This window comes from Herbidospora sakaeratensis (assembly GCF_001570525.1).
GTDB classification, from domain to species: Bacteria; Actinomycetota; Actinomycetes; order Streptosporangiales; family Streptosporangiaceae; genus Herbidospora; species Herbidospora sakaeratensis.
In genome coordinates, this window is record NZ_BBXC01000016.1 from 221,757 (window position 1) to 234,390 (window position 12,634).

The 12,634-nt window shown below is 71.3% G+C and carries 11 protein-coding genes; 4 read left to right on the forward strand and 7 right to left on the reverse strand.

What is annotated here, in order from left to right:
- Positions 1–384 precede the first annotated feature (384 nt).
- A complete protein-coding gene (locus tag AW271_RS26780; protein ID WP_062340364.1) occupies positions 385–3,720 on the forward strand; it encodes a glycosyl hydrolase family 95 catalytic domain-containing protein in 3,336 nt (1,111 codons plus the stop codon).
- Between the two features lie 57 nt (positions 3,721–3,777).
- On the opposite strand, the gene AW271_RS26785 is transcribed toward AW271_RS26780, so the two are convergent.
- On the reverse strand, positions 3,778–4,554 hold the full coding sequence (locus AW271_RS26785) for a VOC family protein (RefSeq protein WP_063818122.1): 777 nt from the start codon (positions 4,552–4,554) through the stop codon (positions 3,778–3,780).
- A 150-nt stretch (positions 4,555–4,704) separates the two neighbouring features.
- Here AW271_RS26785 and AW271_RS41640 point away from each other — a divergent pair, with 150 nt between their 5' ends.
- The 3 genes from AW271_RS41640 to AW271_RS26800 all read left to right on the forward strand — a co-directional run bounded on the left by AW271_RS41640 (position 4,705) and on the right by AW271_RS26800 (position 7,339).
- Positions 4,705–5,613 carry an ABC transporter ATP-binding protein gene (locus tag AW271_RS41640; protein WP_062340366.1) on the forward strand — a complete coding sequence of 303 codons (909 nt, stop codon included), beginning with the start codon at positions 4,705–4,707 and terminating at the stop codon, positions 5,611–5,613.
- Positions 5,610–6,374 (forward strand): ABC transporter permease, encoded by a 765-nt coding sequence (locus AW271_RS41645; RefSeq protein ID WP_439649006.1) that lies wholly within the window; start codon positions 5,610–5,612, stop codon positions 6,372–6,374. Before AW271_RS41640 ends, AW271_RS41645 begins: the two co-directional genes overlap by 4 nt.
- Positions 6,375–6,466: 92 nt before the next feature.
- On the forward strand, positions 6,467–7,339 hold the full coding sequence (locus tag AW271_RS26800; RefSeq protein WP_062340367.1) for an EamA family transporter: 873 nt from the start codon (positions 6,467–6,469) through the stop codon (positions 7,337–7,339).
- Positions 7,340–7,354: 15 nt separating this feature from the next.
- Here AW271_RS26800 and AW271_RS26805 read toward each other — a convergent pair whose 3' ends face one another.
- From AW271_RS26805 to AW271_RS41665, 6 genes are all read right to left on the reverse strand, one after another.
- Positions 7,355–8,032, reverse strand: coding sequence for a GntR family transcriptional regulator (locus tag AW271_RS26805; protein WP_062340368.1), 678 nt, complete (start codon positions 8,030–8,032; stop codon positions 7,355–7,357).
- 66 nt (positions 8,033–8,098) lie between these two features.
- Positions 8,099–9,100 (reverse strand): proline racemase family protein, encoded by a 1,002-nt coding sequence (locus AW271_RS26810; RefSeq protein WP_062340369.1) that lies wholly within the window; start codon positions 9,098–9,100, stop codon positions 8,099–8,101.
- 1 nt (position 9,101) lies between these two features.
- On the reverse strand, positions 9,102–9,971 hold the full coding sequence (locus tag AW271_RS26815; RefSeq protein ID WP_245653210.1) for a dihydrodipicolinate synthase family protein: 870 nt from the start codon (positions 9,969–9,971) through the stop codon (positions 9,102–9,104).
- A complete protein-coding gene (locus tag AW271_RS42950; protein ID WP_062340371.1) occupies positions 9,968–11,212 on the reverse strand; it encodes an NAD(P)/FAD-dependent oxidoreductase in 1,245 nt (414 codons plus the stop codon). Before AW271_RS42950 ends, AW271_RS26815 begins: the two co-directional genes overlap by 4 nt.
- On the reverse strand, positions 11,209–11,445 hold the full coding sequence (locus AW271_RS41660) for a (2Fe-2S)-binding protein (protein WP_062340372.1): 237 nt from the start codon (positions 11,443–11,445) through the stop codon (positions 11,209–11,211). The genes AW271_RS42950 and AW271_RS41660 overlap by 4 nt, the downstream gene beginning before the upstream one ends.
- The gene (locus tag AW271_RS41665; protein ID WP_369408473.1) at positions 11,442–12,617 is read right to left on the reverse strand and encodes an NAD(P)/FAD-dependent oxidoreductase; all 1,176 of its coding nucleotides are present in this window, start codon (positions 12,615–12,617) and stop codon (positions 11,442–11,444) included. Before AW271_RS41665 ends, AW271_RS41660 begins: the two co-directional genes overlap by 4 nt.
- Positions 12,618–12,634: the final 17 nt, after the last annotated feature.

A 12,634-nucleotide genomic window follows, 5' to 3' on the forward strand; every position in this document is an offset into this window, starting at 1 on the left:
ATCCCGCTCACATGTATCCGTCACCGCCGCTTCGGCGCGCGCGGGAGATCGAAGTTCTCGGACGTCGTCGGATGTGGCCGGATTCCCGCCGCGACAAGCCCCGGCTCACTATGGTGGCCGTCCGCCGTCGCCTCACCCCGATGACTCAGAGGTCCGATGTCTGTTCATGGTGGAGTCAGAAATTGATCCGATCTCTCCATCGTCAGGTACCTCGCGCGTCGACTTTTGTTGATCAAAAAGCCTAATCCATCGGACTAGACCACTCCCCGTGTCGGGGTCACAACTTGGTTGCGGTGAAATTCATCGGATCTCAAAGCTTGTTTCGCCCAGATTTCGGTGCTATTTCATTGTGAGATCACCAACCCTGACCCATAAGGAACACCCGTGAGTCACCCCCCACGGCGGCTGCTCGGCGCCGCCACGGCGCTGGGGCTGGCCATGGCTCTGGGCGTGCCGGTGCTGCAGGGCAGCACCGCCACGGCTCAGGTCCAGGAGGCCGCAGCCGCGCAGGACGATCTGACCCTCTGGTACGACAAGCCCGCGACCAACTGGGAGTCGCAGGCCCTTCCGATCGGTAACGGCGCCCTCGGCGCGATGATCTACGGTGGCGTCGCCACCGAGCAGATCCAGTTCAACGAGAAGACCCTCTGGACCGGCGGGCCCGGCTCCAACGGCTACAACTTCGGCAACTGGACGACGCCGCGGCCCACCGCGATCGCCGACGTCCAGGCGCTCATCGACCAGAACAAGCAGATGACCCCGGCCCAGGTGGCGCAGCGCCTCGGTCAGGGCAAGACGAACTTCGGGTCCTACCAGACGTTCGGCGACATGTTCCTGGACTTCCCGGGCGCGCCGGCGAACCCGACCGACTACAAGCGGTCGCTGAACCTGAACGACGCGGTCGCCGCCGTGACCTACAAGGACGCCGGCGTCACCTACAAGCGCGAGTACTTCGCGTCCTACCCCAACAACGTGATCGTGGGCCGCATCTCGGCCGACGCGGCCGGCAAGGTGAACTTCACCGTCCGCCACACCTCGCCGCGCAACGACAAGACGGTCAGCGTCGCCAAGGGCCGCATGACCATCCGCGGCAAGCTGGCCAACAACGGGCTCAACTTCGAGTCGCAGGTCAACGTCGTCACCGAGGGCGGTTCGCGGACCGACGGGACCGACCGCATCACGGTCGCCAACGCCAACGCCGCGTGGTTCGTGATCTCGGCCGGCACCGACTACTCGATGGAATACCCGACGTACCGGACCGAGGACCCGCACGACAACGTGCGCCACTGGGCCAACTGGGCGTCGTCGATGTCGTACGCGGCCCTCAAGCAGGCCCACCTGAACGACTACCACGAGCTGTTCGACCGGGTGAAGCTGAACCTGGGCCAGCAGGCGCCGAACCTGCCGACCAACCAGCTGCGCGCGGCCTACACCGGCGGTTCGTCGGCGCAGGACCGCTACCTGGAGGCCATGTTCTACCAGTACGGCCGCTACCTGCTGATCTCCTCCTCGCGTGAGGGGTCGCTGCCGGCCAACCTGCAGGGCGTGTGGAACAACGTCACCAACCCCCCGTGGGACGCCGACTACCACGTCAACATCAACCTGCAGATGAACTACTGGCTCGCCGAGCAGACGAACCTGGCCGAGACCACGGTTCCCTACGACGAGTACATCGCCTCGATGGTCGCCCCCGGCACCAAGACCGCGACCGACATGTACAACGCGCGCGGCTGGGTCGTGAACAACGAGACCAACCCCTGGGGCTTCACGGGCCTGCACAACTACCCCGAGTCGTTCTGGTTCCCCGAGGCCGCGGCCTGGACCACCCAGCAGATGTACGACCACTACCGGTTCAACGGCGACGAGAAGTACCTCAAGCGCACCGCCTACCCGGTGATGAAGGGCGCGGCCGAGTTCTGGCTCGACTTCCTGCACACCGACCCGCGTGACGGCAAGCTCGTGGTCTCCCCGTCGTACTCGCCGGAGAACGGCCAGTTCACGGCCGGCGCGTCGATGTCGCAGCAGATCGTCACCGAACTGCTCACCAACACCCTGAACGCCGCCAAGACCCTCAAGGTCGACCCGGCGCTGCAGGCCGAGCTGACCAACACCCTGGCCAAGCTCGACCCGGGCATCCGCATCGGCTCCTGGGGCCAGCTCCAGGAGTGGAAGGAAGACCTGGACAACCCCAACAACGACCACCGCCACGTCTCGCACCTGTTCGCGGTGCACCCGGGCAACGCGATCAAGGCCGGCACCCCCGCGGGCGAGGCCGCCAAGATCTCGCTGACCGCGCGCGGCGACGGCGGCACCGGCTGGTCGAAGGCCTGGAAGATCAACTTCTGGGCGCGCCTGCTCGACGGCGACCACTCGCACAAGATGCTCAGCGAGCAGCTCAAGTCGTCGACGCTGGACAACCTGTTCGACACCCACCCGCCGTTCCAGATCGACGGCAACTTCGGCGCCACCTCGGGTGTCACCGAGATGCTGCTGCAGTCGCACCAGGACACCATCCACGTCCTCCCGGCCCTCCCGGCCGTGTGGAAGAACGGTTCGGTCTCCGGCCTGCGCGCCCGCGGCAACGCGACCGTCGACGTCGAGTGGTCCAACAGCAGCCTCACCAAGGCCGTCATCAAGGCCGGCGACACCGGTGAGCTGAAGGTCCGCGCCGGCGCGATCAACGCCCGTTACTCATTCGTGGACGACCAGGGCAACCCGGTCGACGCGATCCGCACCGGCGACACCCTGACGTTCGGCGCCGAGGCGGGCCGGACGTACACCCTCTACAACGAGATCCAGCTGTCGGTGTCGGCTCCGGCCGAGATCGGCGCCGGCCAGGTCGTCCCGATCAAGGCGACCGTCACCGCGATCCAGAACGCCTCCCCGGCGGGCACCCTGACCCTCCAGCTCCCCTCGGGCTGGACCGCCGACCCGGCCTCGACCCCGGTCGCGTCCGTTCCGGCGGGCGAGAGCAGGGAGATCACGGTCAACGTCACGGCCGGTCCGTCCACCGGAGCGACCTCGGCGCGCATCCAGGCGACCCTGGCCGGCTCCGGCTGGTCGATCAGCGCCGCGACCGGCGCCGCCCTCAACCCCTGTGCGGTTCCCCCGGCCGACCGTGCCATCGTCGCCTGGGACCCGCAGGAGGGCACGACCATCGCCGACCAGTCCGGCTCCGGCCGGAACGGCGTCGTGGTCAACGGCGCGGCGACCTACGACGCCGACGGCGGCCTGATCCTGGGCGGCCAGAACTACGTCCGCACCGAGCAGCCGACGACCATCGGCTACCTGCGTGAGGCCACGTTCGCGGCCGAGGTGAAGATCGGCGGCTCCGGCTACCGGCGCCTGTTCGACTCGCAGCCCTCGGGCAACCCGGGCACCGACGGCGTCCTGATGGACGTCACGCCGGACAACCGCCTGCGCCTCATCGGCGCCGGCCAGGGCGTCACGACCAACGCGACGCTGCCCACCGGCCGCTACATCGACCTGGTGATCACCCTCAACCGCAACGGGGCCATCGACGTCTACGTCGACGGCGTCCGCGCGGGCGGCGGCAACACCGGTTCGACCGGCATCTACGGCTGCAACAACCGGCCGCTGATCTTCGCCGCCAACCAGGGCGGCGGCGAGCGGATGACCGGCGCGGTCGACCGGATGGCCGTGCTCCCCTACGCGCTGCCCGCCAACCAGGTCTCGACCTGGCAGGACATCGCCTTCTGAGCAACACCTGAATGAGGGAGAACCGGCCGGGGTGCTTACCGGCCGGTTCTCTCGTTTCTACGGGGTGCTCTCCCAGAGCCCCACGGCCGCCCCGGCGGGGTCGGTGACGATGGCGAAGTTGCCCATGCCGGGCACCTCGGTCGGCCCGACCATCTGGGTGGCGCCCAGCCGGGCGGACTCCTCGACGGCGGCGCCGAGGTTGTCGACGCCCAGGTAGGCCAGCCAGTACGACGGCACCTCGGCGGGCAGGACGTCGGGCATGGCCATCATCCCGGCCAGCACGTGCCCGTTCTGGGCGAAGGTGGTGTACTCCATGTCCCCCATGGGCCGGGTGTCGGCCGTCCAGCCGAAGACGTCGCCGTAGAACTCCCTGGACCGGAAGGGGTCGCGGGTGATCAGCTCGCTCCAGTTGAGCGTGCCGGGCTCGTTGGCGAGCTGGGCCCCCGGCTTGTCGATCGGCTGCCAGGCGCAGATGTAGGCCCCGGCGGGGTCGAGGTAGCCGGCCATGCGGCCCTCGTCCATGATCTGCGTGGGCTCGGTGACGATGGTGCCGCCGAACTCGCGGACCAGTTCGGTGGTCTTGGCGATGTCGTCGGTGCACACGTAGGTGTTCCAGGCGGCCGGCATGCCCTCCTGGTAGACGGGGCCGATCCCGGCGACGTACTTGCCGTGCAGGTGGAAGACGCCGTAGCCGCCGTAGTCCTCGCTCGCCTCGTCGAAGACGGCCGTCCAGCCGAAGAGCTCGGTGTAGAACTCGGTGGACGCGTCGATGTCAGGGGTGGACAGATCCACCCAACACGGCACACCGGGTGCATAGCTCGTGAATTCGGACATGCGCCACCCTCCTTGCGTTTGAGCTATGGGGACATTTCCACCCTTACATGCACAAACCTCGCCGTCGGGGACCGTGGACGTACCCGGAGCAAGCCTTTACCGGCCCGGTCGCGGACGGAGGCGGGGTGCTCACTCCCTACACTCGAAGGCATGGAAGACGCCGCGGTCGAGGTCCGCGATCTGGTCAAGCGCTACGGCCGGGTCACCGCGGTCGACCACCTCGACCTGCGCTGCCGCCGGGGCGAGGTGACCGCCGTGCTCGGCCCCAACGGCGCCGGGAAGACCTCCACGATCGAGATCTGCGAGGGCTTCCGCACGGCCGACTCCGGTTCGGTGCGGGTCCTCGGGCGCGCGCCCGACGACCCGGAGCTGAAGCCGCGGATCGGGATCATGCTCCAGTCGGGCGGGGTGCCCCAGGCGGCCCGCGCCGGCGAGTGGCTGCGGCTGGTCTCGCGCTTCCACGCCCACCCGCTCGACCCCCAGGCCCTGCTCGACCGGCTGGGGCTGTCCGACCACGCCCGCACCCCCTACCGACGGCTGTCCGGCGGCCAGCAGCAGCGGCTCGGGCTCGCGGCGGCCGTCATCGGCCGTCCCGAACTGGTCTTCCTCGACGAACCCACGGCCGGGCTCGACCCGCAGGCCCGGCACGCCTGCTGGGACATGGTCCGCGAGCTGCGCGCCGCCGGGGTGTCGGTGGTGCTGACCACCCACCACATGGACGAGGCGGAGAAGCTCTCCGACCACGTCGTGATCATCGACCGGGGCCGCGTGGTCGCCGAGGGCTCGCCCGCCGAGCTGACCGGCGCCGAGCGCCAGCTCCGGTTCCGCGCCCGCCCGGGGCTCAACCTCGACGAGGTGCTCAGCGCGCTGCCGCCCGGGAGCGCGGCCAAGGAGTCCCCGGCCGGCCACTACATCATCGAAGGCCAGGTCGACCCGTCGCTGCTGGCCACGGTGACCGCGTGGTGCGCGACCGAGGGCGTGACGACCGAAGACCTCAGCATCGAGCGGCGCACCCTGGAAGACGTCTTCCTGGAGCTGACCGGACGGGAGCTACGTTGACCACCCTCGACCTGTCGCCGGCGCCCGGGGCGGCCCCGCTGGCCCAGATGGTGCTCGCCCAGGCGGGCGCGGAGGTCCGCGCCACGCTGCGCAACGGCGAGCAGCTGCTGCTGACCCTGATCATCCCGATCCTGCTGCTCGTGGGATTCTCCAAGGCGCCGTTCCTCGACGTCGAGGGCCCCCGGGTCGACTTCGTCGCGCCCGGCGTGCTGGCCCTGGCGGTGCTCTCGACGGCGTTCACCGGCCAGGCCATCGCGACCGGCTTCGAGCGGCGCTACGGCGTCCTGAAGCGCCTGGGGGCCACTCCCCTGTCGCGGACCGGCCTGATGCTGGCCAAGACCGCGGCGGTGATCGTGGTCGAGGTGCTGCAGATCGTCGTGCTGGTGCTGGTGGCGCTCGCGCTCGGCTGGGCGCCCCACGGCAACCCGCTCACGGTGGCGCTGCTGGTCGTCCTGGGCACGGCGGCCTTCAGCGGCCTCGGCCTGCTGATGGCCGGCACCCTGCGGGCCGAGGCGACGCTGGCCGGGGCCAACCTGGTCTACCTGCTGCTGCTCGCGCTGGGCGGGGTGGTGCTGCCGGTCTCGGCCTTCCCCGAGAGCATCCGGCCGCTGCTGGAGATCCTGCCCATCACCGCCCTGACCGACGGCGTGCGGTCGGTGCTGACCGGGGTGGGGGGCTTCCCCGTGGGCGCGGCGCTGGTGCTGCTGTCGTGGGCCGTGCTTGCCCTGGCCGCGGCCGCTCGCTGGTTCCGCTGGGAGTAGCTCCCCGGGCCGTCTCACAGGGCGGAATCATGAGCGATCTTGGTGTTTGCCCCTTACAGTGAGATCCGCTGATTTCGGGTGAGGGGGCGACGGTGACCGCTGACGCGGGGGCGTACAAGGGATCGTTCCGGCTCGCCGACGCCGTTCCGCCGCCGCTGCTGGTGATGCTGGGCATCGTGTCGGTGCAGATCGGCGCGGGCCTGGCCAAGAACCTGTTCGCCCAGCTCTCCCCCACCGCCGTGGTCTTCCTGCGGATCGCCGCCGGCACGCTCGTGCTGGTGGCCTTCGTCCGTCCCCGGGTCCGGGGGCTCTCGTGGCGGAGCCTCGGGATCGGGACGGCCTTCGGGGCGATCCTCGCGCTGATGAACCTCTCGTTCTACGAGGCGCTGGCCCGGCTGCCCATCGGCATCGCGGTCGCCATCGAGTTCATGGGGCCGCTGGCGGTGGCCGTGGCGGCGTCCCGCCGGCGGCTCGACCTGCTGTGGGTCGGGCTGGCCGCGACCGGGATCGTGCTGCTCGCCCCCTGGGGTGACGCCGCCAACGCCGACTGGGTCGGCATCGCCTTCGCGGCCGGGGCCGGGGTCTGCTGGGGCGCCTACATCCTGCTGTCGGCGTCGGTGGGGCAGCGGTTCCCCGGCACGTCGGGGCTGGCCTTCGCGATGATCGTGGCGACCCTCGTGATCGCCCCGCCGGGCGTCGTCTCGGGCGGCATGGGGCTGCTCGACCCGACGATCCTGCTGATCGGGCTCGGCGTGGGGCTGCTGTCGTCGGTCATCCCCTACTCGCTGGAGCTCGAGGCGCTGCGCCGGATGCCGAAGCGGGTGTTCGGCATCCTGATGTCGCTCGAACCGGCCGTCGCCGCCCTCGTGGGGCTCGTCGTGCTCGGCGAGATCCTGCACCTGCGCGAGTGGGCCGCCATCGGGTGTGTGGTGGTGGCCTCGGTCGGCGCCGCGCGCTCGGGCTGAGTCACCCGGGCTGAGTCACTCGGGCTTGTTGGCCCAGATGCCGCGGACGTGCTGGATGTGGTGGCCCATGATGTGCTCGGCCGCGGCCCGGTCGCCGTCGATCAGGGCGTCGAGCAGTTCGACGTGCTCGCGCGCCGAGTCGACCAGCTTCCCGGCGTCGGCCAGGCCCTTCAGCCCGTAGAGGCGGGCCCGGCCGCGCAGTTCGCGCACCACCTCGACCAGGTGGGCGTTGCCCGCCAGGCCCAGCAGCTCGACGTGGAAGCGCAGGTCGGCGTTGACGTAGGTGAGCAGGTCGCCGCGTTCGGCCGAGGTGACGATCTCGCGGGCCAGGGGGCGCAGCCGCTCGAAGTCGGCCCCGCGCCCCGACTCGGCCAGCCGGGCGACCGTGGGCACCTCGATGAGGCGGCGGATCTCGGTGATGTCGTCGAGGTCGGAGTCGGACATCTCGGTGACCCGGAACCCCTTGTTGCGCACCGCCTCGACCAGGCCCTCCTTGGCCAGGTCGAGCATCGCCTCGCGGACCGGGGTCGCGGAGACGCCGAACTGGGCCGCGAGCACCGGCGCGGAGTAGACGACCCCCGGCCTCATCTCACCCGCGACCAGCGCGTCTCTGAGGGCTTGCGCGACCTGTTCGCGCAGGCTCTGCCGCTCACCCACGACCGGCAGGCCGAGTCCCTCTGCTCCCGTGCCCATTCCACTCCCATCCGTGACATCGGATCTGGTGATCGTACCGGTTCGGACCGGTACGCGACCGCCTGGTCAGAGCAGGAATCCCGCCGGGAAGGGGTCGCGTGGATCAAGGAAGTACTGCGCGGTGCCGGTGAGCCAGGCGCGGCCGGTGATGTGGGGCACCACGGCCTGGTGCTCCCCCACGGTCGCCTCGGCGACCAGGCGGCCCGTGAAGGTCGTGCCGATGAAGGACTCGTTGGTGAAATCGGCACCGATGGGCAAGTCGCCCCGGGCGTGCAGCTGGGCCATGCGGGCGCTGGTGCCGGTCCCGCACGGGGACCGGTCGAACCAGCCGGGATGGATGGCCATGGCGTGCCGGGAGTGCCGCGCGGTCGAGCCGGGGGCGAGGAACTGCACGTGGTGGCAGCCGCGGATGCCGGGGTCCACGGGGTGGACCGGCTCGCCGCCGTCGTTGATCGCCTCCATGATCGCCAGACCGGCGTCCAGGATCTGCTGCTTGTACGCCCGGTCGAACGGCAGCCCCACCAACTCGATCGGCAGGATCGCGTAGAAGTTGCCCCCGTAGGCCAGGTCGTAGGCGAGCTCGCCGAACCCGTCGACCTTCACGGTCCGGGCCAGGCCCTCGACGTAGGAGGGCACGTTCTCGATCGTGACCGACTCGGCGACGCCGTCGCGGACCGTCACCGACGCGGTGACCAGCCCGGCCGGGGTGTCGAGCCGGATCGTCGTCACCGGCTCGACGACCTCGACCATGCCGGTCTCCACCAGCACGGTCGCCACGCCGATCGTGCCGTGGCCGCACATCGGCAGGCAGCCGGAGACCTCGATGTAGAGCACGCCCCAGTCGGCGTCGGGCCGGGTGGGCGGCTGGAGGATGGCGCCGCTCATGGCGGCGTGCCCTCTGGGCTCGTACATGAGCAGGGTGCGGAGGTGGTCGAGGTGGGCCATGAAGTGCTCGCGGCGCTCGGCCATGGTCGCGCCGGGGATGACCCCGACGCCGCCGGTGATCACCCGGGTGGGCATGCCCTCGGTGTGGGAGTCGACGGCGTGGAAGATCCTTCGGGTGCGCACGTCACATGACCTTCTCTGTGGCGGCGCTGATCTCGGCCGCGACGTCGGCGGGGAGCGGCAGGCGGGGCGGCCGGCACGCGCCGCCGTTGAGGCCGGCCACGTCCATCGACAACTTGATCGCCTGCACGAACTCTACCCGTGCGTCCCATCTGAGCAGGGGGTGCAGATCGCGGTACAGCGGCAGCGCCGTGGTCAGGTCGCCCGCGGCGGCGGCCCGGTAGAGGTCGACGCACTTGCGCGTCACCGAGTTGGGGAACCCGGCGATCCAGCCCTTCGCCCCGGCGGTGAGCAACTCCAGCACCACATCGTCGGAGCCCACGAGCAGGTCGAGCTCGGGCGCGAGCTCCCTGATCATGTACGCCCGCCGCACGTCCCCGGTGAACTCCTTGACCGCCACGATGAGGCCCTCGCCGAACAGCCGGGCCAGCAGCGCCGGGGTCAGGTCGACCTTGGTGTCGATCGGGTTGTTGTAGGCGACGATCGGCAACCCGGCCTTGGCGACGGTCCGGTAGTGCTCGAACACCGCGCCCTCGTCGGCCCGGTAGGCGTTGGGCGGCAGCAGCATCACGCTCGCGCACCCCGCGTCGCGGGCCTGCTCCGCCCAGCTCAGGGCCTCACGGGAGCCGTAGGCGGCCACGCCCGGCATCACCCGCTCGCCGCCGACGGCCTCGACGGCGGTCCGGACCACCCGGGCCCGCTCGTCGGGCGTCAGGGTCTGGTATTCGCCCAGCGAGCCGTTGGGGACCACGCCGTCGCACCCCTCGTCGACCAGCCGGCGGCAGTGGGCGCCGAAGGCGTCGTGGTCGACGGCCAGGTCGCGGGTGAAGGGGAGCGCGGTGGCCACCATGATTCCGTGCCAAGGTCGGATCACGCGTTGTCCTCTCGATCGTGCAGGGTCAGGTCTGCGAGGGTGATCGGCTGGGCGAACGGCCGTTTCTGGGGGGCCGGCTCATGCCCGGTGAGCCTGGCGACGGCGTGGCCGCACATGCGGCCCTGGCACCAGCCCATTCCGGGCCGGGCCAGCAGTTTGAGGGTGCGGGGGTCGTGCGCGCCGAGGTCGCGGGCCTCGTCGATCGCGCGCAGGGTGACCTCCTCGCAGCGGCAGACGACGGTGTCGGGCGTGAGCCAGTCACGCCAGCCGTCGCGGACGGGATAGCTCAGGTCGAGGGCCCGCGCGAAGCGGCGCAGCCGCGCCTTCTCCGCCAGCAGCCGGGGCGGCGGCTCCCCCACCAGGGAGTGGACGGCCAGCGCGCCCTCGACGACGGCGCTCGGCGCGCCCGCGACCCCGGTCACCTCACCGGCGGCCAGCACCCCCTCGACGGAGGTGCGCTGCCGGTCGTCGGTGACGACGTGGTCGCCGGTGAGGGCGCAGCCGAGCTGGAGCGGCAGGTCGACCTGCGGGGTGAAGCCGTAGCCGACGGCGACGGTGTCGCAGTCGACGGTGCGCCAGGCGTAGGGCCGCCAGCCGGGGGTGAGCCGGGCGACGGTGACGCCCTCGACGGAGTCCTCGCCGTGGGCGGCGACCACGGCGTGCCCGGTCCGGTAGGGCACCCGCGCCTCGGCCAGCCGCCGCGCGTAACCCAGCGCCTCGGCGGCCTTCGACGGGATCCGGGCCAGCGCGGCCGCCATCCGGGGCGCGGGCCGGTTGGCCTCCAGGACCTCCTTGACCCGCACCCCCGCCTCCAGCAGCGTGACCGCGACGGGCAGCAGGAACGGCCCGGTCCCGGCCACCACCATCTCCGCGCCGGGCCTGATCCGCTCCCCCTTGACCAGGGCCTGCGCGCCCCCGGCGGTCAGCACCCCGGGAAGATCCCAGCCCGGGAACGGGATGACCTTGTCGTGCGCGCCGGTGGCGACCAGCAGGATCGCGGCGGTCGTGGTCGTCGAGGCGTGGATCTCGAAGCCGCCGGAGGACCTCTCCACCGCCCACACCCGCTGCCCGAGTTTCACGTCGACGCCGGTCAGGCGGGGCTGCGCGGCCCCCCGGAGGAACTGGCCGCCGGTGCGGGCGTAGGCGTCGATCAGGGCGACGCGCAGGCCGCGCTTGGCGGCCACGCGGGCGGCGGTCAGGCCGGCGGGCCCGGCCCCGACGACGGCGAGGTCGTAGCTCACGGGCCCACCTCGTCGCCGGCGCGCGCCACGGTCTGGCAGGCGCGCTGGTCGGGGGCGCCGTTGACGGTGAGCAGGCAGTCGAAGCAGGCGCCGATGGCGCAGAAGAGGCCGCGCGGACGGCCGCCGAACCGGGTGGTGCGCCACGACCGGATCCCGGCGGCGTGCAGGGCCGCCCCGATCGACTGCCCCTCCTCTGCGGCGATCGCCCGTCCTTCGAAGCGGAACTCGATCACGCGAACCTCCCCGGGGCGAAGGGCGCCGGATCGACCGGCGGCCGTCCGCCGGTGACCTGAGCGGTGACCATCTCGGCGGTGGCCGGGGCCAGCCCGATGCCCGCGCCCTCGTGCCCGCAGGCGTGGAAGAGGCCCCCGAGCCGGTGGTCGGGCCCGATGACCGGCAGATGATCGGGCGAGTACGGCCGCAGCCCCGCGTACGCCCGCATGACCTGCGCGGTCCGCAGCACCGGGAACAGCCCGACCGCCTGCTTGGCGAGCTTCGCCAGGACCGTGTAGTCGATGGCGGTGTCGTAGCCGACCCGTTGCCGGGAGGCCCCGATGAGCACGGTGCCCGCCTGGGTCGACTCGATGACGCCGGAGGTCTCCAGCCCCTCGGCGTCGCTGGCGACGTTGGTGACGTAGGCGGCCGTGTAGACCTTGTGCCGCACCGGCGGGACGGCGAACGGCTGGGTGACCAGGATGAAGCCCTTGCGCGGCCGGATCGGCAGGGGCGCCTGCGGGAAGCTCCCGGCCCAGGTGCCGGCGGCGTTGACGACGGCGTCGGCGTACAGGTCGCCCTGGCCCGTGCGCACCCCGGTCACGTGGTCGCCGGAGACGAGAAAACGCTCCACGGCGGTCCGGACCAGCCGCGCCCCGGACGCCCTGAGCAGGCGCGCGGCGGCCAGCATGGGCTGCACCTGCGCGTCCTGCGGGTAGTGGATCCCCCCGGCGAGCCCCTCGGCGAGGTGCGGCTCGAACTCCCGCAGGTCCGCGGCCGGCACGAGGGAGGCGACGACACCGGCCGCACCCGGCGGCGCGCCCGCGTCGGCGTCAGCGGCCGGGACGTGCCGCCGCTGCGTCTCGGCGAAGGTCGTGAGGGCGTCGAGGACCTCCGGGGTCTCGGCCACGACGAGGCCGCCCTTCGGGTCCCACTCGAAGCCGCCGCACTCCTCGTCGAGGTTCCGCCAGAGGTCGTTCGACCGGAGGGCCAGCTCCAGTTCGGGTCCCGGTTCCTTGTCGGACACCAGGATGTTGCCCTCGCCGGCGCCGGTGGTGCCCGACGCCACTCCGCCGCGATCGACTACCGTTACTCGCACACCGGCACGGGTCAGGGCATAGGCGCATGAAGCGCCCACGATCCCGGCTCCGACCACGAGAACGTCCACGGTTTGTACCATGTCACATGACATATCGGCCCGCAAGAGGG